Source organism: Streptomyces sp. NPDC127038 (assembly GCF_042725875.1).
Classification (GTDB): domain Bacteria; phylum Actinomycetota; class Actinomycetes; order Streptomycetales; family Streptomycetaceae; genus Streptomyces.
In genome coordinates this window covers 26772-48257 of sequence record NZ_JBHXDQ010000017.1, presented here as the reverse complement: position 1 = coordinate 48257, position 21486 = coordinate 26772, and the positions used below count along the sequence as shown (strand labels likewise).

20 protein-coding genes and 4 pseudogenes are annotated in these 21486 nt (G+C 69.2%); 16 read left to right on the top strand and 8 right to left on the bottom strand.

Annotated elements, in window-relative coordinates; translation table 11 throughout:
• Positions 1–2 precede the first annotated feature (2 nt).
• From ACFWI4_RS15160 to ACFWI4_RS15110, 11 genes and pseudogenes are all read left to right on the top strand, one after another.
• Positions 3–146 (top strand): putative leader peptide, encoded by a 144-nt coding sequence (locus ACFWI4_RS15160; RefSeq protein ID WP_387195561.1) that lies wholly within the window; start codon positions 3–5, stop codon positions 144–146.
• Between the two features lie 77 nt (positions 147–223).
• Entirely contained in the window at positions 224–1438 is a 1215-nt protein-coding gene (locus ACFWI4_RS15155; protein WP_387195558.1) for an LLM class flavin-dependent oxidoreductase, read from the top strand.
• 21 nt (positions 1439–1459) lie between these two features.
• Positions 1460–2836 (top strand): NtaA/DmoA family FMN-dependent monooxygenase, encoded by a 1377-nt coding sequence (locus tag ACFWI4_RS15150; RefSeq protein WP_387195555.1) that lies wholly within the window; start codon positions 1460–1462, stop codon positions 2834–2836.
• Positions 2833–3924, top strand: coding sequence for an LLM class flavin-dependent oxidoreductase (locus tag ACFWI4_RS15145; RefSeq protein ID WP_387195552.1), 1092 nt, complete (start codon positions 2833–2835; stop codon positions 3922–3924). The genes ACFWI4_RS15150 and ACFWI4_RS15145 overlap by 4 nt, the downstream gene beginning before the upstream one ends.
• Positions 3917–5062: an LLM class flavin-dependent oxidoreductase gene (locus ACFWI4_RS15140; protein WP_387195549.1), complete on the top strand. Its 1146-nt coding sequence runs from the start codon at positions 3917–3919 to the stop codon at positions 5060–5062. The genes ACFWI4_RS15145 and ACFWI4_RS15140 overlap by 8 nt, the downstream gene beginning before the upstream one ends.
• Positions 4969–5269, top strand: a pseudogene (locus tag ACFWI4_RS15135) (monooxygenase); the annotation flags it as partial. The gene ACFWI4_RS15140 and the pseudogene ACFWI4_RS15135, both read left to right, overlap by 94 nt.
• Before the next feature lie 56 nt (positions 5270–5325).
• Positions 5326–5880, top strand: coding sequence for an NADPH-dependent FMN reductase (gene ssuE / locus ACFWI4_RS15130; protein ID WP_073894529.1), 555 nt, complete (start codon positions 5326–5328; stop codon positions 5878–5880).
• Positions 5881–5884: 4 nt separating this feature from the next.
• Positions 5885–6022 (top strand): annotated as a pseudogene (locus ACFWI4_RS15125) (SfnB family sulfur acquisition oxidoreductase); the annotation flags it as partial.
• 48 nt (positions 6023–6070) lie between these two features.
• Positions 6071–7231: an LLM class flavin-dependent oxidoreductase gene (locus tag ACFWI4_RS15120; RefSeq protein WP_387195546.1), complete on the top strand. Its 1161-nt coding sequence runs from the start codon at positions 6071–6073 to the stop codon at positions 7229–7231.
• Between the two features lie 298 nt (positions 7232–7529).
• Positions 7530–7760, top strand: coding sequence for a hypothetical protein (locus tag ACFWI4_RS15115; RefSeq protein WP_387195543.1), 231 nt, complete (start codon positions 7530–7532; stop codon positions 7758–7760).
• Positions 7761–7765: 5 nt separating this feature from the next.
• Positions 7766–8338, top strand: a complete 573-nt coding sequence (locus ACFWI4_RS15110; RefSeq protein ID WP_387195540.1) for an ImmA/IrrE family metallo-endopeptidase — start codon at positions 7766–7768, stop codon at positions 8336–8338.
• Positions 8339–8561: 223 nt separating this feature from the next.
• Here the strand turns inward: ACFWI4_RS15110 and ACFWI4_RS15105 are convergent, their stop codons facing one another.
• On the bottom strand, positions 8562–9134 hold the full coding sequence (locus ACFWI4_RS15105) for a winged helix-turn-helix domain-containing protein (RefSeq protein ID WP_387195537.1): 573 nt from the start codon (positions 9132–9134) through the stop codon (positions 8562–8564).
• Between the two features lie 125 nt (positions 9135–9259).
• The gene (locus ACFWI4_RS15100; protein WP_387195535.1) at positions 9260–10360 is read right to left on the bottom strand and encodes a hypothetical protein; all 1101 of its coding nucleotides are present in this window, start codon (positions 10358–10360) and stop codon (positions 9260–9262) included.
• Between the two features lie 679 nt (positions 10361–11039).
• Here ACFWI4_RS15100 and ACFWI4_RS15095 point away from each other — a divergent pair.
• A pseudogene (locus ACFWI4_RS15095) lies at positions 11040–11396 on the top strand (transposase); the annotation flags it as partial.
• 276 nt (positions 11397–11672) lie between these two features.
• Here the strand turns inward: ACFWI4_RS15095 and ACFWI4_RS15090 are convergent.
• Positions 11673–12134: pseudogene (locus ACFWI4_RS15090) on the bottom strand (transposase family protein); the annotation flags it as partial.
• On the opposite strand from ACFWI4_RS15090, the gene ACFWI4_RS15085 reads away from it, so the two are divergent.
• Positions 12127–12345, top strand: coding sequence for a DUF3553 domain-containing protein (locus tag ACFWI4_RS15085; protein WP_387195532.1), 219 nt, complete (start codon positions 12127–12129; stop codon positions 12343–12345). The pseudogene ACFWI4_RS15090 and the gene ACFWI4_RS15085 overlap by 8 nt on opposite strands.
• A gap of 641 nt (positions 12346–12986) precedes the next feature.
• Here ACFWI4_RS15085 and ACFWI4_RS15080 read toward each other — a convergent pair.
• The 5 genes from ACFWI4_RS15080 to ACFWI4_RS15060 form a co-directional block, all read right to left on the bottom strand.
• Entirely contained in the window at positions 12987–13799 is an 813-nt protein-coding gene (locus ACFWI4_RS15080) for an aminoglycoside phosphotransferase (RefSeq protein ID WP_387195529.1), read from the bottom strand.
• A gap of 62 nt (positions 13800–13861) precedes the next feature.
• A complete protein-coding gene (locus ACFWI4_RS15075) occupies positions 13862–14005 on the bottom strand; it encodes a hypothetical protein (RefSeq protein WP_387195526.1) in 144 nt (47 codons plus the stop codon).
• A 2-nt stretch (positions 14006–14007) separates the two neighbouring features.
• Entirely contained in the window at positions 14008–15105 is a 1098-nt protein-coding gene (locus tag ACFWI4_RS15070) for a radical SAM protein (protein ID WP_387195523.1), read from the bottom strand.
• A 120-nt stretch (positions 15106–15225) separates the two neighbouring features.
• Positions 15226–15810, bottom strand: a complete 585-nt coding sequence (locus tag ACFWI4_RS15065) for a hypothetical protein (RefSeq protein WP_387195520.1) — start codon at positions 15808–15810, stop codon at positions 15226–15228.
• On the bottom strand, positions 15807–16352 hold the full coding sequence (locus ACFWI4_RS15060; RefSeq protein WP_387195517.1) for a hypothetical protein: 546 nt from the start codon (positions 16350–16352) through the stop codon (positions 15807–15809). The genes ACFWI4_RS15065 and ACFWI4_RS15060 overlap by 4 nt, the downstream gene beginning before the upstream one ends.
• Before the next feature lie 217 nt (positions 16353–16569).
• Here ACFWI4_RS15060 and ACFWI4_RS15055 point away from each other — a divergent pair, with 217 nt between their 5' ends.
• The 3 genes from ACFWI4_RS15055 to ACFWI4_RS15045 all read left to right on the top strand — a co-directional run bounded on the left by ACFWI4_RS15055 (position 16570) and on the right by ACFWI4_RS15045 (position 20676).
• Positions 16570–17919, top strand: coding sequence for a hypothetical protein (locus ACFWI4_RS15055; protein WP_387195514.1), 1350 nt, complete (start codon positions 16570–16572; stop codon positions 17917–17919).
• Positions 17920–18329: 410 nt separating this feature from the next.
• Positions 18330–18476 (top strand): hypothetical protein, encoded by a 147-nt coding sequence (locus ACFWI4_RS15050; RefSeq protein WP_387195511.1) that lies wholly within the window; start codon positions 18330–18332, stop codon positions 18474–18476.
• 832 nt (positions 18477–19308) lie between these two features.
• On the top strand, positions 19309–20676 hold the full coding sequence (locus ACFWI4_RS15045; RefSeq protein WP_387195508.1) for a replication-relaxation family protein: 1368 nt from the start codon (positions 19309–19311) through the stop codon (positions 20674–20676).
• Positions 20677–21486 lie beyond the last annotated feature (810 nt).

The following is a 21486-nucleotide window of genomic DNA, read 5'->3' as shown; positions in this document are numbered from 1 at the left end:
CCGTGCCGTTGTCCTTGTCGAAGGTGAGTGCATGGTCCGCTCGGACGGAGGTGCGACACGTGACACGTGTACTGCGTGCCGTCCGCCTCCACTCCCGGCCCCACATCGACCTCCAGCGCGTGGCCGGCTCCCTCTGTAGCTCCTGACCCCGCTTCCCTAGCCGCCGTGTGCCCCGACTCCCGCGGGCCGGCGATCTCGTACGGACCTCCAGGAAGGCACCCTCGTGTCCGCAACTCCCGCTTCTCCCCTGCACCTTGCCGTGGCTCTCGACGGCACAGGCTGGCATCCCGCCTCCTGGCGCGAGCAAGTCGCCCGCCCCCGGTACCTGTTCACCGCCGGATACTGGGCCGACCTGGTCGCCGAGGCCGAACGCGGCCTGCTCGACTTCGTCACCCTCGAGGACGGCCTCGGCCTGCAGTCCTCTCACTACGGTGAGTTGGACGGCCGTACCGATCAGGTCCGCGGACGCCTGGACGCCGTACTGATCGCGTCCCGTATTGCACCCTTGACCCGGCATATCGGCCTGGTGCCGACCGTGATCGCCACCCACACGGAGCCGTTCCACATCTCCAAGGCGATCGCCACTCTCGACTACGTCAGCAGCGGCCGGGCCGGCCTGCGCGTGCAGATCTCGCCCCGGCCGCACGAGGCCGCGCACTTCGGTCGCCGCACCTTTCCACCGCTCAGCCTGGAGGGCATCCAGAGCCCGGCCGGGCAGGACCTGCTCACCGACCACTTCGACGAGGCCGCCGACTACGTCGAGGTCGTGCGCCGACTCTGGGACAGCTGGGAGGACGACGCGGAGATCCGCGACGTCGCCACCGGCCGCTTCATCGACCGCGACAAGCTGCACTACATCGACTTCGAGGGCAGACACTTCAGTGTGAAGGGCCCGTCCATCACCCCGCGGCCGCCCCAGGGCCAGCCGCTGGTCACCGCCCTGGCCCACCAGACGATCCCGTACCGGCTGGTGGCCCGTCAGGCCGACGTCGGCTACGTCACCCCGCACGACGCCGGCCAGGCCCGCGCGATCGTCGCCGAGATCCGCGCCGAGCAGGAGGCGGCCGGACGCGCCGGTGAACTCGTGCACGTCTTCGGTGACCTGGTGGTCTTCCTGGACGACGAGCCGGCCGCGGCGGAGGACCGCCGGGCACGTCTCGACGCCCTCGCGGGGGAGCCGTACACAAGCGACGCACGCATCTTCGCCGGTACGCCCGCTCAACTCGCTGACTTGTTGCAGGACTTGGCGGTGGAGGGGCTGAGCGGCTTCCGGTTGCGGCCCGCCGTCGCCGGGCACGACCTGCCAGCCGTCACCCGGGGCCTGGTGCCCGAACTCCAGCGCCGCGGTGCCTTCCGCACCGCCTACGAGGCCGACACCCTGCGCGGCCTGCTGGGCCTGGCCCGCCCCGCCAACCGCTACGCCGCTGCCACCGTCTGAGCCGGAAGGACCCGCACCGACATGACCAGCAAGCCGCTGAAGCAGATCCATCTGGCCGCGCACTTCCCGGGCGTCAACAACACCACCGTGTGGAGCGACCCGAAGGCCGGCAGCCACATCGAGTTCAGCTCCTTCACCCACTTCGCGCAGACCGCCGAACGCGCCAAGTTCGACTTCCTGTTCCTCGCCGAGGGCCTCAGGCTGCGCGAACAGGGCGGAAAAATATACGACTTGGACGTCATCGGCCGCCCCGACACCTTCACCGTCCTCGCCGCGCTCGCCGCCGTCACCGAACACCTCGGCCTGACCGGAACCATTAACTCCACCTTCAACGAGCCCTACGAGGTGGCCCGCCAGTTCGCCAGCCTCGACCACCTCTCGGGCGGCCGCGCCGCCTGGAACGTCGTCACCTCCTGGGACGCCTTCACGGGCGAGAACTTCCGCCGCGGCGGCTTCCTGCCGCAGGGCGAGCGTTACTCCCGGGCGAAGGAGTTCCTGGCCACGGTGGGCGAACTCTTCGACTCCTGGCAAGGCGACGAGATCATCGCTGACCAGACGACCGGCGTCTTCCTACGTGACGCGAAGGCCGGCTCCTTCGTCCACACCGGCCAGCACTTCGACATCCACGGCCAGTTCAACGTCCCGCGCTCCCCGCAGGGCCGCCCGGTCATCTTCCAGGCCGGAGACTCCGACGAGGGCCGCGAATTCGCCGCTTCGAGCGCCGACGCCATCTTCAGCCGCTACGCCACCCTCGAAGGCGGCCAGGCCTTCTACACGGACGTCAAGAACCGCCTCGCCAAGTACGGCCGCCGGCACGACCAGTTGCTCATCCTGCCCGCCGCTTCCTTCGCCCTCGCCGACACCGACGCCGAGGCGGAGGAGCTGGCCCGGGAGGTGCGCCGCCAGCAGGTCAGCGGGGCCACCGCCATCAAGCACCTGGAGTTCGTCTGGAACCGCGATCTGTCCGCCTACGACCCCGAAGGCCCGCTGCCCGACATCGACCCGGACGTCAGCGACAACCACATCTCCAAGGGCCGCGCCCAGGTCCGGATGTACCGCGACCCGCTGGCCACCGCCCGCGAGTGGCGCGAGCTGGCCGAGGCGAACAACTGGTCCATCCGCGACCTGATCATCAACACCGGCAACCGCCAGAACTTCATCGGCTCCCCGGCGACCATCGCCAAGACCATCAACGACTACGTCCAGGCCGACGCCAGTGACGGCTTCATCCTCGTCCCGCACATCACCCCGACCGGCCTCGACGACTTCGCCGACAAGGTTGTCCCGCTGCTGCAGGAACAGGGCGTCTTCCGCACCGACTACGAGGGCCCGACGCTCCGGCACCACCTCGGCCTCGCCCACCCGGACGAGGCGTCCGACGAGCGGGCGGCGTCGTGAAGTTCCTCGCGATCACCCTGATCGTGCACCGCCCGGACCCGGTCACCGGGGTGCAGAAGTCCACACACGACCGGTTCCGCGAGGTCCTCGACAACGCCCTGCTCGCCGAGGAGCTGGGGTTCGACGGCTTCGGCGTGGGGGAGCGGCACGAGCGGCCGTTCATCTCCTCGTCCCCGACCGTCGTACTGAGCCATGTGGCCGCCCGGACGAAGCGGATCCGCCTGTTCACGGCCGTCACGACGCTCAGCCTGCTGGACCCGGTCCGCGCGTACGAGGACTACGCCACCCTCGACCATCTCTCGGGCGGCCGCCTCGACCTGATCATCGGCAAGGGCAACGGCGCCGCCCAGCGCGTCCTGTTCAACGTAACGCCCGAGGACCAGTGGGACCGCAACGCCGAGAGCTACGAGGTCTTCCGGAAGATCTGGCGCCAGGACAAGGTCACCGCCGACGCCCGCTTCCGTCCCCCGCTGACCGACGCCGAGGTGTGGCCGCGGCCGTACCAGCGGCCGGTCCGGGTCTGGCACGGCAGCGCCACCAGCAAGGAGTCGGTCGATCTCGCCGCCCGCTACGGCGACCCGCTGTTCTCCGCCAACGTCACCAACCCCATTGAGCCGTATGCCGAGTTGATCCGCCACTACCGCGAGCGCTGGGAGTTCTACGGCCACGACCCGGCGCAGATCGCCGTCGGCGCCGGCACCGCGGGCATCTGTGTCGCCCCCACCTCGCAGGAGGCGCTCGCCGCGTACCGGCCGATCTTCGAGGCCAACCTGGCCTTCTTCAAGAAGGCAGGCCTGCCGGTGGTCTTCGAGACCTTCGAGGACTTCGTCGAGCGCAGCTCGGCGCTGATCGGCAGCCCGCAACAGGTCGTCGACAAGGTGCACCGCTACCACGAGCAGTTCGGCCACACGGTCGTCCACCTGCACGCCGACGCGGGTGGGCTGCCGGAGTCCCAGCATCGCGCCTCCCTCGAGCTGTTCCAGTCCGAGGCCGCCCCCGTGCTGCGCCGCGAGATCCCCGACCCGCCGTTCGCCTGGGGCCCCGTGCTTCCGGCATCACCGATCACCCAGGAGTCCACCCGTGTCTGACATCTCCCTCGGCGTCCTCGACCTGGTCCCGATCTCCTCCGGATCGACGGCAGCCGATGCCCTGCGCAACTCCATCGACCTCGCACAGCAGGCCGAACGCCTCGGATATGCCCGCTACTGGTTCGCTGAGCATCACCTCAATCCCGGCGTGGCGGGCACGTCACCCGCCGTCGTCCTGGCGCTGACCGCCTCCGCCACCTCCACCATCCGGCTCGGCTCCGGGGCCGTGCAGCTCGGGCACCGCACGGCGCTGTCCACCGTGGAGGAGTTCGGCCTGCTCGACACACTGCACCCGGGCCGCTTCGATCTGGGCCTGGGACGCTCGGGCGGCCGCACGCCGGGACAGCCGGTCGCACCGTTGCCCACGGCGACACCCGTCGTCGACGGCCGCACCCCGAACGGCCTGCTGATCCCACCCCGCTTCTCATTCGAACATCTGCTCGGCTCACCCCGCATCGCGCTGCAGCGCAGGCTGCTCCTGCTGCCAGGTGCCGAGTCACAGGACTACGCCGAGCAGATCGACGACATCCTCGCCCTGCTGGCCGGCACCTACCGCTCGCCGGAGGGCGTCGAAGCGCACGTCGTGCCAGGGGAGGGCGCCGACGTGGAGGTGTGGATCCTGGGCAGCAGCGGTGGTCAGAGCGCCGAGGTGGCGGGCGGCAACGGTCTGCGGTTCGCGGCCAACTATCACGTCAGCCCAGCCACGGTCCTGGAGGCGGTGGAGGGCTACCGGTCCTTCTTCCAGCCCTCCGAGTTCCTCGACAAGCCGTACGTCAGCGTCTCGGCGGACGTCGTCGTCGCAGAGGACGACGCAACGGCCCGTGAACTCGCCACCGGCTACGGCCCATGGGTGCGCAGCATCCGTACCGCCGAAGGCGCCATCGAGTTCCCGACGCCGCAGGAAGCGCGTGCCCACGCATGGACCGACGAGGACCGGGCCCTCGTCCAGGACCGCCTCGACACCCAGTTCGTCGGCTCGCCGAGCCGGGTCGCCGACCAGTTGGAACAACTGCAGGAGGCCACGAGCGCGGACGAGTTGCTCATCACGACGATCACCCACGACCACACGGACCGGGTCCGCTCGTACGAACTGCTCGCGGAGGAATGGCGCCGACGGGGGCACTCCTTCCAGCAGTGAACGCCCGCGCCACCGACGTCGCCCTGGAGATCGGCAACCAGATCCTCGAAGTGACCGGCGCCCGCGCCACCGCCGCATCCGAGGGCCTGCCGCTTCTGGCGCAACGTCCGCACCCACACCCTCCACGACCCTGTCGCCCACAAGCGGCCAGAGGTCGGGCGCTGGGTCATCGAGGGCGAACTGCCCGGACCGACCTGGTACCCCTGACCGCCCCCAGAGCGCCTCCCCGGCGGAGGCGCCCCCTTCTCCCCGAAAGAGGACCCATGGCCACCGTCCTGTCCGTATCCGGCAGCCCTTCCGCCTCCTCCCGCACCAACCGCCTGCTGCGCCACCTGGACCAGCGACTGACCGCTCAGGGGCACGACGTCGTTCCGCTCGACGTTCGCACCATCCCGGCCGATGCCCTGCTCGGCGCGGACTTCCGGCATCCGGCGATCGTCGAGGCCACCGAACTGTTCGCGAGCGCCGACGGCGTCGTCGTAGGAACACCCGTCTACAAAGCGTCGTACTCCGGAGTCCTCAAGGCGCTCCTCGACCTGCTCCCGCAGTACGCACTCACCGGAAAGACGGTCCTCCCTCTCGCCACCGGCGGCTCCACCGCGCATGTCCTCGCCATCGACTACGCCCTGCGTCCGGTCCTCAACTCCATGGGCGCCGCGCACATCGTGCAGGGCTGGTTCACCCTCGACAAGGACATCACCGCCCACGACGACGGCTCGATCACTGTCGCACCAGCCGCAGCCGAGGCCCTCACCCAGGTCGTCGACCATTTCTCGCTGGCGCTGGGCCGTACCCCGCTCCTCGCCGCGGCGAGCTGAGGCCATGACCGCGCAGGTCATCACCGACGACGCCGAGGCCGTCACTGTCGCGTCCGCCCCGAGCAACGAGTTCCGGGCGGGCGCCTCGGCTCGCGACGCCGAACGCCGGCTTCCCCGCGGGGAGCTGGACCGGCTCTCCGCCCCGGCGCCGACGAACGTCCCCTGATCGCACCCCAGATCGGAGCCCCGAGTGTCCCTCACCTTCCACTGGTTCCTGCCGACCAACGGAGACAGCCGCCACGTCGTCGGCGGCGGCCACGGCACCCCCGCCACCGAGTCCGGGCGCGACCGGCCGCCCACTGTCGCCTACCTCAGCCAGATCGCCCGCGCCGCCGAGGACCTGGGCTTCGTCGGCGCACTCACGCCGACGGGAGCCTGGTGCGAGGACGCGTGGCTGACCACCGCGATGGTCAGCCAGAACACCGAGCGGCTGAAGTTCCTCGTCGCCTTCCGGCCTGGCTTCGTCTCACCGACGCTCGCCGCGCAGATGGCCTCCACCTTCCAGCGGCAGACCGGCGGACGGCTTCTGCTCAACGTCGTCACCGGCGGGGAAAGCCACGAGCAGCGGGCCTACGGAGACTTCCTCGACAAGGACGCGCGCTACCGCCGTACCGGCGAATTCCTCGCGATCGTACGAGGGTTGTGGGAGGGCAAGACCATCGACCTGCGCGGCGAGCACCTCCAGGTCGAGGACGCGAAGCTCGCACGGGTACCCGGCCCGGTCCCCGAGGTGTACTTCGGGGGCTCCTCGCCGATCGCCGGAGAAGTCGCCGCCAAGCATGTCGACGTCTATCTCACCTGGGGCGAGCCGCCCGCCGCCGTCGCGGAGAAGATCTCCTGGATCCGGGCGTTGGCCGACAAGGAGGGCCGTCGCGTCCGCTTCGGCATCCGCCTGCATGTCATCACCCGCGACACCTCCGAGCAGGCCTGGGCCGAGGCGAACCGGCTCCTGGACGGCTTCGACCCGGAGGCGGTCAAGACCATCCAGGCGGGCCTGGCCCGCAGCGAGTCCGAGGGCCAGCAGCGCATGCTCGCCCTGCACGACGGCGGCAGCCGTGACCGCCTGGAAATCCACCCCAACCTGTGGGCAGGCATCGGCCTGGTGCGCGGCGGCGCGGGCACCGCCCTGGTCGGCAGCCATGGCGAGGTCGCCGAGCGGATCAAGGAGTACCACGCCCTCGGCGTCGACGAGTTCGTGCTCTCCGGCTATCCGCACCTGGAGGAGGCGTACTGGTTCGGCGAGGGCGTCCTGCCGAGACTTCAGGCGCAGGGCCTGTGGCAGCACCCGTACGGACAGCAGGCCGCCCCTTCAGCCCAAGTGCCCTTCGCCGGCGCCGGGGGCCCGCGATGACCGCGCGATCGCGGCGGAGGTCGGAAGCGCCCAGGTGATCGCTGACCACGCCGAGACGGTCGTCGTCGCCGAGTTGGCCGCCAAATTCGCCCGCCAGGCCACGGCAGGCTCCCGGCCCCGTCCGGCGGCGCCACGCTCCGCGAGCGCCTCCACGGCCCGGCGGCAGCCCTCGGGGCCGGGACGACCACCCGGCCGCCCGCCATCGCGAACTCGCCATCCAGGAGCGTGAATCAGCCGGAGCGCACACTGGAAGCAGGTGGCGACAGGCTCGGGGGTAAGCGCATCCACGCTGACCCGGATGGCTCAGGGCAAGCGACCAGACGTGGACGGGCTTGCAGCACTGTGCGCGTGGTCCGGTCTGGACGCGGACGACTTTGTCCGTTCCGAGGGTGATGACCGGCCGCAAGCGGAACCGCTGGCGATGATCTCCACGTACCTGCGCAGCGACCGCAATCTATCTCCGGAGTCCGCCGCCGCCCTGGAGGAGATCATCAAGATCACTTACGAACGGTTGCGTCAAAAGGACTAGGCAACATGGCGTTTCGACGGGGCTTCAAGACAGAGGCCAACTCCCTCGCCCTCGATGTCCGGTCAGAGCTCCACCTCGGGGCCCTCGACCGGCTCGACCCCTTCGTGCTCGCGGACCACTTGGCCATACCCGTTGTCGCACTCTCGGGCATGGGGGCGTCGTCAGCAGGCGCCAATCACCTGCTCAACCACGATCCAAGCGCCTTTTCAGCCGTCACCGTCTTCGCCGGCTCGAAACGCACCATCTTGCACAATGACGCCCATTCGGACGGAAGAATCAGCAGCAACCTCACCCACGAAGCCGCGCACGGCCTCTTGCACCACCGCCCCACCCCGGCCATGGACAACCGCGGGTGCCGTCTCTGGGACCAGGACATCGAGGATGAAGCACAGTTCCTCTCCGGAGCGTTGCTGGTGCCAGAAGACGCGGCTCTGGCCATTGCGAGAGGTAGATTCACCAAGCCCGAAGCTGCGGCGCACTTCGGCGTCAGCGAGCAGATGGTCCAGTACCGCCTGAACATCACCGGAGCTGTCGGGCGCGTCGAACGTGCCCGACAGGCGGGCTACCAGTCCCGTTGAAAGCCGAGCGATCCACCTGCGCATGGATTGGCCGCGTGCACGGGCCGTAAGTGCCTGTGGGTGCCGTCGAGCAGGGCGATGAATTCGCGCTCGCTCATGCTGCGGCGCTTGCCCTGACCAGCCGGGTGCGCGATCAGCCGGTGGCACAGCCGGGTCCGTGAGCCGGGCCGCATTGCGATCAGCCCGGCGACCGACAGCCGCCCCGAGCGCCGCCCACTGACCGTCACGATCGGGGTTTGTCCGCGTCGGCCCCAGGTCCGGCCCCGAGGCGGCCTGCGGGTGAAGCCTGCCTCGTCCTCGAAGCAGATGTAGCCCCCGCTGGCCGCCCTGGTCCTTTTACCTCCGCCCAGGTCGCCTCCTTCCACACCTTCACGGCCTCCTCGTCGCGCTCGGCCACCTGCCGGACGGGCACCTGCGGGGAGAACCCGAGCCGATGCATCAGCCGGGTGGCACCCGAGACGCTGTAGGAGATGTGGAACTTCCGGCCGATCAGCGTGGCCACCCGCGCGGCGGTCCACACCTGGTCCTCCGTCCAGCCATGAGCGGCCGGCCCCTCCTGCAGATACGCGACGAGCTTGTCCAGGCAGCGCGGTGACAGACGGCACCGTGATCCGCTCGGTCCGCGCGAGACCAGGGCCGCGATCCCGTCGTCCCGCCACAACTGGTGCCACCGGTAGGCCGATTTCCGGCTCACCCGGAGACGCTGAGCGACCTCCAACGGCCTGATCTTCTGCTCGAACAACTCGGCCGCCTGCCGCCGTACGGCCTCTCGACGTCGGCGTCCCGTAGCGGTCAACCCGCCCCCATCCGCGTATCTCACACAACACGAGATACAGCCCGCACCCCGGACCCATCAGGCACGTTGGCAAAGATCACCCTGACGAGCCGAAGTCAGTAATCGATCCGGGCCTTCGTCCGCGCTCACTGCATGACTTCGAGGTGCGGATGATCGAACGACGTCGGGCAGACATAGATCTGCATGCGGTGGCCCCTGCCGATCTTCACCATCGGCGCATCGGCAGGAGTGCGCAGTCCGATGGGACCTGACGGCTTCTCGAGGTCCACCAGCGGGGTCCAGGTGTTGCTCCAGCCACTGCTTTCGCCGGAGTCGATGGTGAACAGGGGCTTGTACCGGGCGTTGCAGGCGTCGCAGTGCAGGGGCCGCGGGTCGCCGTGCATCCACGGGGCCCAGCCGCCGACCTTCCAGCCAGGGGCGACCGAGAGTTCGCGCTCGTAGTAGGGGCCGCCAAGCCCTGCTTCCGGGTCCTCCCCCTCTTCGTCTTCCGCGTCGCGGACACGGCAGGAGAGACCCTCAGGGTGGTTGTGCCATGCCGGGCAATCGGGGAGCTCCTGCTGTTCTCCCCAGTCGTGGAGACGGTCGGCGAGCTCTTCCGGGAGTTCGTGCGGTGCCGGGTACTCGGTGACGACCTCGGGGTGGAGGACACAAGGCGCGGGAACGTAGCTGCCGTAGTACTGGACGTCCGCGGGTTCCGGGGGATCGGTGAGCAGCGTGCCGACGCTCGCGGCGTTCCGCCAGACGAGGCGGGCCGAGGGAAGCTCGTTGTCGTGGTCGAGGGGGCACCACAGGACTTGCAGAAGGTCGGCTCCCTCGGGGCCCGCGAGGCCCGGGACGTCGCGGAGGTAGAGCTGGGCGACCGGCAGCAGGGCATTCGGCTCGGTGTGCGCCGGATGCCCTGCTCGGAGCGTGGCGAAATGCGCGCGCTCCTCGGGGTTGAGGCGGAACTCGCGAGGGTCGTGGGGGCGGCGCCAGGCGGCGTCGAGCATGGCCCGCATGTTGCGGATGTCGTCGAGGGAGACGGGCGGGTGCGCGTTGTGGTGTTCCTCTACGCAGGTCGGCCACGTTTCGTCGGCCGGCCACACGAGTGGTCCGCCGACGGAGCTTTCGTGAACGGTCGGCAGACCCTCGCGCGGGTGCAGGCGGACAGCCTGCTTGGCCAACGGCGCCAGCTCCGGGAAGATGTCCGCGATGTCAACAGACCGCGGTGGGGTGGTTCTTGACACTCGTGCTCCTTCAGCAGCCGACTGTGAGTTTCGGGCGGACTCTGCGGGTGGGCTGCGACAGTCCTGTCGACTGTCGGCCAGGCGGCCTTCGCCGAGATCGGTGCCGGACAGCCGCGGCCAACGCGCCGCCCTTCGGGCCCGGTTACAGCTCAGCGGCACACGGTCGTGTCGTGCGAGGCGGTGAACTCCCCGGATCGTCAGGGTATTTGCTCGCGCCCCGGGCGTCACGTCGATTGTTCTGGCGACAGGGTCCAGGAGGACCTGGTGCCGTTCCGAGTGCGGGCGCGGTCGCAGGTCGCAGGTCAGGGGTCGGCGTTCGCAGGTCAGGGAAGTCCATCGCGGGACGGGCCAAAAAGCCGAACGCCGTATACGGCGCCGGGTGGTTGGTCGGCGGGAATATCGGGTCGTGGGGTCTGAGGCCGCGGTCGCCCCTCGCCCCCAATCTCGACCGTACCGGCGGTGTCGCCGGTACGGTCGAGAGGTTCGAACCAGTGGAGGGATCAGGCCGCGACGAGTTCCTGCTCGTCGAGACGGGCGAGGTCGAGCATGCCGTCGGTGTCGGTGTACACCTCGGTGAGCTGCAGCTCTGCTAGACCTCCGAACACCGCGGGCCCCCCACCTAAGCTTGACTCTGTCGGGGATCTTGGAGTTCCTCGATGCGGCAGCGTGATCAACGGGCATGCTCGGGGAGTTCCGCAGACCGATGCAGCTGTCGAGGTGCCCGTTGTCCCTTCGCCCCCGTTCCGGTGAGCAAGTCCCTTCTCTGACCGCCCAGATCGCGCGGGCGAGCAACCCGGGCGGTACGACGGCGATATGGGTACGCGATCGCCTCGACGGGCTGTGGTGCGACGAGGACTTCGCCGACTGGTACCCGCGTGACGGGCGCCCGGGGCTCTCGCCTGCTCAACTGGCCACCGTCTGTGTGCTGCAGTTCCTGCTCGGCCTGTCGGACCGGCAGGCCGCCGAGGCGGTCCGCTGCCGCATCGACTTCAAATATGCGATGGCCATGGAGCTGGACGATCCCGGGTTCCACCACAGCGTGCTGGCCGACTTCCGCGACCGTCTCGCTGAAGACGGCCGTGCCGACCGCCTCCTGGACCTCGCACTGGCCCGCCTCAAGGAGGCAGGCCTGGTGCGCGAGCACACCACGCAGCGCACCGACTCCACCCACGTCCTGGCCGCGGTGCGCGACCTGACCCGCCTGGAGTGGATCACCGAGGTGGCCCGCGCCGCACTCGAAGAGGTTGCAGGCATCTCCCCTCAGCTGCTGGACGAGCTGGTTGAGGAGGACTGGGGGCTGCGCTACGGTCGGCCGGTCCGCCTGGATGGGGACGCCCTGGCGTTCGCAGATCCGGATGATCCGATGAGTGCGGGCCGCGGTCAGGTCGTGGCACCGGCCCGGCAAGGCCGGCGAGATCCACAGCACGTGCCCGGTTGGGTCGGTCACGACCTGCACGTTCACACCGTGGCGGCGGTGCTTCTGCGAGTAGTCGGCCCGGCCGTCGCCCACGCGGTCGCACTCGGCGAGCGTTCCGTCGAGCAGGACGTACTCCGGTTCGTGCTCGCGCAGGGCCTTGAGCAGGCCCGGCGCCCGACCAGCGAGAAGGCTGATCACGGCGGTGGTGTAGGCGTGGGCGGTACCCACCGAGATGCCGAAGCCGGCCGCGATCCGGGCCAGGGTGTCGTGCTTGCGCAGGTACACCAGAGCGACGAGCGCACGCTGGTGCGGCGGGAGCTTGCAGCGGCGGTCACCCTCGCGGGTGACGATGAGCATGGTGCCGCTCCGGCCCGTGGCGTCCGACGGCGCCTTCCCGCCCGGGACACGGGTGGGACACAGGACGTGGGGCGAGGGCGAGGTGATGAGCGAGGAGGGGAACAGGATCACCATCTTGTTCGAGACCGTGGGCTATCGAACCCTGTCCCTCCCCGCCGTCCAGGCGCGGGGCCTGCTGACACCGGTGCCGTCGACCGCGACGAGGAACTGACCGCTGCCCGCTGAGGAAACAGCCGCCCCCCGGCGGCAGGCGCGCGATGCCGACAACAGCCCTGCCACGGTCGGCAACGGGACGGGCCGCCCGGCACGCTGCGGCATCATCGCTTGAGGCCGGGGCCCGGCGCGTACTCCCGGGAGCCCCGTAGGCCCTTCCTCACCCCTTCAGCCCGAGCCAGAAACTGATGGCTGAAGCGAGTACGCCGCCTGCCACCATGACAACGAACTGCCTGACCTCGGGCCAGGTGATGAACTGCTGCTTGAACTTCTTCACCAGTGGTTTCCTTTTCTCTAAGTACCGTCGCTGTATGCCGCAGGAAGATCACCCCGGAGGGTGGTCCGCCCGAGCTGTCCCGACGGATTAGCTTGAGAAAGGGCCTGGCGAGACACTACCGCCCAGACCGCAGCACCGTACGCCGATCAGAATGGCCCAGCACCTGTAACGGATCTCCAACTCGGCCCGTCTATGCGGTGACGCGCCCGAGAGACGAACCAAGATTCCTTTTTCGGACATGGCGTGCGGGAGGGAAACCGCCTTCACTACGCGCCCGCGCACGCCCAGCGCAGGGCTCTCCAAGGAGCAGGAAGCCCGCTCGTCCGCCTCGGGGGGCGAACGAGCGGGGCCCGTATCTGACGTTAGTCCTGATTCTGCCGGTGTGTGTTCCAGGCCCGCGCGGCGGCCTTCATCGTCTGCGACCAGTTGTCGGGGCTCTGCTCGGCGATGGAGTCCCACAGGCGTTCTTGGACGCGGGCGAGGGTGTCGACCCCGGCCGGTGGGGCGGTCTTCCACGCGGGGTGCGTGGCGGCGACGCTTTCGGCCTGCTCGGCGGTGTGGCCGTCGGCGATCAGCCACAGCAGCCACAGCGCGGGGTCGATCCATGCCGCTCCGGTCGACGCCCACGCCCAGTCGACGAGCACGGCTCCGGCCTTCGTCATGATGACGTTGTGCGGGTTCCAGTCCGTGTGGAGAAGGCTGTCACCCTCGAACCACTTCAGCTCGGCAGGGCTTTCGACGTACTTCCTGAACCGGTCCGCCATGGTCTTCAGCTCGACGCCGGGGGCTCGCAGCCGGGCAAGCTGCCCCATGGTCGCGGAGATCTGGAATAGGTCGGAGGCGCCGGGTGTGTAGTCGGCGTGTCCTCCCTCGACGTACTCGAAGCCGAGAAGGCTCCAGCCGTCGGCTTCCTCGTACCAGTGCAGCGCAGGGGTGAGGTCGCGGACGTACGGGTTGATCCTCGCCTCACGTGCCTGTGTCCAGACGCGGGGGTGATCGAGGGGAAGGCCCTTGACGAACAGGGTGTGCGGGGCGCGGCGGCCGGTTCGCACGCAGGCGGCAATGGAGCTGTTGTAGCCCCCGTGAACGGTGCCCAAGTCGGTGATCGGGCCGCTGTTCTTCTCGATCAGTGCTCGCACTGCGTCCGGCAGCTCGGTGATACGCGGGGTGGGCATGAAATCTCCAGAGGTGCGGGAAGTCGGGGCCGCGCGGGGAGGCGCGGCCCCAACTGGTGGCGCTACTTGTACGGGTTGTCGTCGTTGCAGCCGGACTCCACGCTTGCGGTGAGCGCGGACACGTCGTCGACCAGGACGATCCCGGTCGGGTCGGCGAGTGCCTCGGCCGCGGGCGGGGGCGTGATCTCGACCATGACAGCAGTCATGACTACCTCTCTCCGTGTTGGCAGTAGTTCTTGAGTGGCGCCTTTGCGGCCTGGAAGACCTGTGCCATCGGTCGGCACACCCGGCAGGTGGCGGAGAGCTTGCAGCCGCTGCATCCGCCGGTGCGAAGCATGAGGGACTCGGCAATCTGGCCGAGTCGGGCAAGGCCTGGCACGCCTTCGGCGGTCAGGTCGATGTTCGGTTCCCGGCCGACCTTGCAGATCGAGGCCCGGCCGAACGGGTCGGCGTGGAAGAACGTGACGCCGGCCGGGCAGCCGGTGAACGGCTTGCGGTCGGTGAGGTATTCGGGGGACTGGGACGGCAGGGTTTCCGCGGTGCCGTGGATGGTGGGCGAGATGTTGGCGTACTCGCGAAAGGGCACCCCGAGCTCGGCGGCCCAAGCGCGCATGGCGTCGGCCTCATGCGCGTTGGTGCGCACGATGATCAGGCTCAGGTCGATGCGCAGGCCTGCGGCGAGTGCCTTGTGTACGCCTTCGCGGAACCGCTCGAAGCCGCCGCGACGGCGGGTCACCGCGTCGTAGGTGCCGGCCGTCGCGCCGTACAGACTCAGCGTCAGCTTGGTGGGCGGGTAGGCGCGGAGCACGTCCAAGACCCTGTCCCGGCGCAGCTGTGACCCGTTGGACAGGATTTCGAGCTGCATCCCCATCTCGTTGGCGAGCCGGTACGACTCGGGGAAGTCGGGATCGATCAGTGGCTCCCCGCCGGTGATCTGGAGCCAGATCACCCCGGCGTCCCGCATGACCCCCAGAAGCCTGCGTTTGCCGGCCATGTCCAGGCCCTCAAAACGCTTCTCGCCGAGGTAGCACATCTCGCAGTCGTAGTCGCAACCGAGATTGATCTCCCACGTGGCGCGGCTGAACCCGTACGGCCCCGGCTCGCGCATCAGCACTACGTCCGCGAGGGCCTGGCCAGAGACGTCCATCTGCCACTGTGCGGCGACGGCGTCGGCAAGCCACCCGGGAACGGTGCTCAGCGTGCGCAGCTCCTCGAATCGGGCGCGGGGGAGCTGCACGGCTTTCGGGCTTCCCCGCCGCAGTACCAAGCGGCGGTCTGCGAACGGTGTGGCAACGAGCTCGGGCATGACGTTCCCCTCACGGTTGGGGTCCCTGCCGCCGGGGGAGCCAGGTCAGTTGTTCGGCGGCAGGGAGTGGGCCGCGTGCGGCGGCGGGACTGGGGCGTACGCCGCCACCGCACGCGGGGATCAGGAGTCGGTACTGAAGAACCCTTGGAGGAGTGCCTCCTTGGGGACCGGGCCCGGCTGGAAGCGGTGGAGGAGATCGGCCAGGGGCCAGTGCGGAACCAGACGGTCACTGCGGCACGGGCGGAGCCAGTACGGGCCCTGTGGAGCCGTCTGCCGCATGGCGGGCAGGGTGAGCTCGTGCGGGGCGCCCCGGCACACGCCGTGGGCGCTGTCCCAGACGGCGTGCGTGCCCGGAGGGACGAGCCATATGAACCAGTCCCGCTCCGGGTCCGCGATCACGGGTCCGCAGGCGGGAGCGTCCGAGCGGGCGCCGCGCGGTCGCTGGACTTCGTCCATGAGGTCCACAACCGCGTAGGCCTCGGGGCCGGCGGCCGTCACGACGGCGTCGAAGAACCGGCCGCCCAGCGGCAGGCGACTCGACCGGCCCTCCTGGACATCCATTAGGTTCCGCACTCGTGCGGCGAGGGTGCCCATGTCCGGCGCAACCTCTTCGGGCGTGACGGCCAGGTCCCGCGCCGCAAAGTCGACGTGTTCCGGCATTCCGTGGAGCCGCGCCGCGCGCTGGGGGAGGGGCGTGTGCGTCATGCCGAGCCGTCCCACGTCGCGGGGAGGATGACTTGCACGGTCTTGCCGACGTTCGCACCGTCGTCGTCCCGCTTCACGTCCCACGAGACGGTTCCGCGGTAGTGGGCCGCCCACGAGAGCCCCGTGGGGGCGGGCCGGGTCTCGTGGCTCTGGTTCGCGACCTGCTCGAAGTCCGGGAAGTCGGGGCGCGCGTCGTCGACCTCGATGAGCAGTTCGCTGGTGCCGGGATGGGCGATCAGCCGGACGACGATCTTCCCGTCCTGGAAGGGCCGTCCGTGCCAGGCGGCGTTGTCGGCCAGGTGCCCGATGACGCGGGCGGCGGCATCGACGTTGCCGGGCCACCCGCAGACGGTGAGGCGGGGCCGGGCTCGCAGCCGGGCATTCGCCCCCGCTCCGCGATCGGCGATCAGACGCGCGGACCACCGGAACGGGCCCGGTTCTGCGGGCAACGGCAGGAGCGCGGTCGCAGTGCCGGCCGGACTCAGCGCGGTGACGCTCGCTCCTTCTGCGGTGGCGGCGTGACGCTTCTCTGGGGGGTTCACGGGGTGGCTCCCTGTCTGGCTGTGGCGCTCCGTGCATCCGTCTCCCAGCCCGGAGACGCCTTCTGTAGCTGGTGATGCGCTGGTCACCGCTGCTCCAAGGGCTGAGAACGATCGCTTCTTGTAAGAGGTAATCGCGTGGTCACGCTCTGCGGGTACCGTTGGTGACTGGTGGGACCGTGAACACCGTGAACGCCATGAGCTGTCGGGAGTTGAGTACATGGCCACGAGGAATCGCACACCCAACCCCGCCCTTGCCGGGCTGCTTGAGCAGGCACGATGGACGCGCACACAGCTCGCTCAGCAGGTCAACAGGCTTGGCCCGCAGGCTGGGTTGGATCTGACATACGACCGGACGGCGGTAGCGCACTGGATCGCTGGCACGCCGCCGAAACCCGAGGTCAGGGCGCTGATCCTCGAAGCGCTGTCCGCGCGCTTAGGCAGACCGGTCACGCACGCCGAGGCTGGCCTGCAACCCGCTCTGCCCGTCGGTGACTCTCTCTCAGTCGACACTGTGGAGGAGTTGATCGACCTCGGAAGGGCGGACATGGACCCATCTCGTCGAAGCCTCCTGGCTGCGACTCTGTTCACCGCAGCGCTCTCGGTCCCTGTCTTTCAGCAGGATGCACGGGCGGCCGACGAGCCGATAACGCCGGGCAAGGCCACCACCCGCATCGGAGCGTCACAGGTCGCCTCCGTCCGGTCCATGACGGAGCGCATCGCGGACATCCTTGACGAGTTCGGGGCCGGGCACGCGCGCCCGATGGCCGCCGCGTTCCTGGTCAACACCGTCGGGCCGTGGCTACGAGCGCAGGCCTCCGAGCCGGTGAAACAGGACATGCTCGCCGCCGCATCAGACCTGACATACCTCACCGGCTGGATGGCCATGTACGAGAAGGCCCACGGCCTTGGCCAGACGTACTACGTGAACGCGCTCAGGCTCGCCAACGAGGCGGAAGACCACGTCACCTACTGTCGGACCCTGCGCGGCATGTCGCTCCAGGCATCGAGCCTCGGGCACGGGCGCATGTCCCTTGAGCTCGCGGACTCGGCCGCAGAAGCAGCCCCCTCGGCCGGTCCCCGTCTCGTGGCCTTCCTGCGCGGGCAACAGGCGCACGCGGCTTCCATGGTGGGCGACCGGCGCCAGGCCCACACCCGGCTCCGGGAAGCCGAGACGGCCCTGTCGAAGGCGGACAACCGGCGGGACGCGATCGGCGGATACGACCAGACCGCCTACCTCTTCCACGTCTCGCACGTGCTCATGGAAGAGGGAGACCTGAAGGGCAGCATCGCAGCGATGCGGCAGTCCATCCGGGTGCAGCCCGCTGAAGAGCGCCAAGGCCGCGTCCACGCCTACGCCGTGCTCGCACAGCGTCAGCTCCGCATCGGGCACGTCGATGCGTCGTGCGAGTCATGGGGCCGATTCCTGGACGAGTACGAGCATGTTTCTTCCGTGCGCGGTGACGACCACTTCGGAACGATGCGCAGGGAACTCGCCCCGCACGCCGCTTCCCGCTCGGTCAAGGAGCTGAGCGCGCGTGTTCGCGAGGTAGCCGCGGCTAAGGCCTGAAACGATAGGCGCTTCCGGGGGAACTGCCGGCCCCTCGGAGGCCGCCGTCACGATAGGGCCATCCTGCCGCACACGCGTGGGACAGGCCGAGATCGGTGCGCGCGTCGATGATGCGGGATGCTCTCCGCCATGTGCACGTACAAGTGTGGCGTCATAGCTGTGGTCCGCTGTGGAGGGACCGTCCACCCTGACGATTCCATCCAGATCGGCCCCCGCCTCACCGCCCGCTGGAACGGGACTAGGTTCTTGTTCCGTGGTCAGCGACGTGCCCAAGACGGCGGGCAAGGTGGAGTGCGGCCGGGTAACGTCTCGCGCTTCGCCAGGGAGCGGTGCTGCCTGATTGGATCTCGGCTATGACATCGGACACCGAGACAATACGGAACCACTGGTGGTGGCGGCCCGGTTGGAGCGTGGGCCGTCGCTTCTACACGTGGCACCTCACCTTCGAGGGGCAGGACGATGTGCACCGGCTGGCTGCCGAGTACCGGGCCGCTCTCGCTCCGCTCGGCGACAGCGTCACCCTGATCCCCGACCGGTGGCTCCACCTCACCATGTAGGGCATCGGCTTCGTGGGCGAGACGAGCGAGAAGGACGTCGACAAGATTGTGGCCGCCGCTGCGGAGCGACTTGCCGAAGTGCCGGTCTTCGATGCCGAGATCGGCCCGGCCGTCATTGATCCGGAAGCCATCCTGTTGCACGTTCACCCGAATACGCCAGTGCGACGGGTACGCGACAGCATCCCGGTGGGGGGCGTGGTGGGGCCAAGGCCGGCCCCACTCCAGAGCAAGATCTTTTTTGGCGCCCGAAGCTCCACGCGTCTGTCGCGCTGGCCTGCGCTGGTTGGGGCTGTGGTCGGGTCCGGAGAGGTACCGGTGGGGGCTCGTTACCGGAAATTGATGTGGCTGGTCGGGTTGCTTTGGTCGGCCCCGCCACTCCTACGGTGAAAGCAGTACGAGCCTGTCCCGACTACCTGGCGGCATAGGCTCGTACATTTCGCACGGAGGCAGTTTTGACGCCACGGCGCCGGCTTTACGGGCTGGCCTGCAACCCGCCCTCGTGCGGGCCAGCAAACTGAGCAACCTGGGACCCAGGACGGCGGGTGTACGAGGGGCTGCGCAGTCGGTCTCGGAGCGTTGCCCGTCGCCGACTGCGCAACGTCCATCTCCACGTCCCGCATTGCACAGTCGATGCCGCACCGACTGCGCACCGGTCGCTCGCAGTGGTGCGGATACTGCGCAACGCGGCCACCCATCGCCGCGCCGGCGCACGCGGCCTGAGCCCAACAGGTGCGGTGCCCTCCGGGCTGCCTAGAGCACCAGGATCGCGAATTTGTGCAGGTCAAAGCCATGATGCGCAGCTATTGCGCAGGCCGCGTGGTGAGGGGGCTCGGTGGGCGGCTCGAAAGCGTATCCGTACGGGTCGACGAACGTCGTGCGCGCGCAAGTGCTGGCGGCGCTGGGGGTGTTGAAGTTGGCGACGGCGGGGCAGCTGCACCGGCTGATGGCGCCCGGCCACAAGGACAACAAGGCCTTCCGCAACGCCGCCCTGGACCTGGCCAGGCACGGCCTGACGGTCTCCGAGGGCAGCAGCCGGGACGGGCACAAGATCTGGTCGCTGACCCCGCTCGGCCTGGACGCGGCCGCCGAAGTCCTGGGACGGCCCGTGGGGGAGATGGGCGGCACCGCGCGGGGAGCTGCCCGTTCGGGTGCCCCGCACGCGATGGCGGTGAACGAGACGGTCATCGCCATGACCCGTACGCCCGCCGCGACGACCCGCCCGGTACCCCGCCAGCACCAGCCGGAGGAGCCGTCGACGGCCCCGGCCACCGTCGCGCCGACGCCGGACGCCCAGCCGGATCCCGTCCCGTCGGGGCTGGGGTGGATCGGCTCCTGGACGACCGAAGTCCCTCTCAATGCCTCCAGCAGCAAGACGAACCGGGCCGGTGTGCGGGTGGACGCGGTCTTGCAGGCGCCGGAGGCGGAGTTGCCTGTGCTGTTCGTGGAAGTCGACAACTGCACTGAGCCGGCTGACTTCCTGGCAGCGAAGTTCGAGAAGTACGTGCGCTACTTCCGCGCGCGGATGAAGAGCTCACTGGGCACCGAGATGCCAGCCTGGCGTGCCCACTACCGGCCCTCAGGACGTGACGGTCACCCGCCCGTGCTGATCGCCTTCAACCCCGGCACACGGATCGGCCCACAAGCCTTGAAGAACCGCATGAACACCGTCATGCACTTGACCCGAACCGTGTGGTCCGGAGCCTGGCATACAGATCCCAACTACGGCGCCCAGGAAGGCTACTACGACTACCACGACGCGATCCCCATCCTCTTCACCACTCTCGACCGACTGCGGGACGGAGGGCCGCGCGGGTTGGTGTGGTGGCGGTGCGGCCACGGCCGCTGGGAAACCCTGACCGACGCCCTCGCCAACCCCAACGACCACGCGGCATGGTCGGCCCGCACCGAAGAACGCCGCGCCTTGCGCCGGCAGGCTGAGCAGGAGCGCCAACGGGAACAGGAACAGGCGGCCGCATCCGCACAACGGAGCCCGCGACGGACTCCGGAGCTGTGGCCCGGCGAGCCTGCTCCATTACCGGCCTCAGCGGTTCCGGCCTGCGAGCGGTGCGGAGAGCCCCTTACCGGTCGCGGCGAGGATGCTCCCGAGGACGGGCGGCACTGTCCGTCGTGCCGCAGCGATATCTACCAGTACCCGACTTTGCGGCAGGCGCTCCTCGGGCGCCGACCACACGGTACGTAGCCATACCCCGTCCAGAGCGCGGCCGGAGCCGGACTACGGCTGGCACTCTAGACCGGGCAGCGACGTCGAATCCTCAGCCCTCGCATCCCGGATCACAGGCAGGAACGCGAGCGACGCCTGCTCCACGACGCTTGAGATGACCGGACACTTGGCGTGCAGGCCCGTGTGGCCCCAGAACGCGGGGCCGAACAGACGGACTGGGTGTACTGCTCGCTGAAGTGCCGCACCCAGGGGGCGGCTACGACGGGAAGCAGCCGACGCGGCGGGTGACCGTTCCGAACGGCCGTTGCTGTAAGCATTCACCGTGTGACGGCTGTCCATCGTGATTGCAGGCGCACTGGCGCCTCCTGCGCGGCCCGAGCAGCTCCCACGCACGAATGGTTCCAGGAAGTGGCGGTGCCAGCTTGCGTCGCTTGCCACAATTGAAGTGGTGGTGTCGTTCTCATCCCCACAGCCCGTGTCTCGCCCGCAAGTCCCGGGCCCGGGGCAGCAATTCGGACGGACCCCTGTGGCCCGGCACTTCACCCAACTCGCTGGGCCACACGCTGGGCCGATGCGCGCGGCGCCGATTCCCCTACCGGCGCCCCTACCGATCCCCCTACCAACTCCCCTACCGGCACCTTCACCTGCCCATCCCGATTCACGCAGGTCACACCCCTTGACCAGCCCCAACCAGCCGTCCCTACAACCCTCTTACCGCTCCTCCGTCCTGTTCTGCCCCCTAGAAGGCGGGGGCAGAACAGGACGGAGGAGCGGTAAGAGGGTTCGGGCATCGTCTGGTGGGCGTCGCACGTCGGGCGGCGGCCCTCC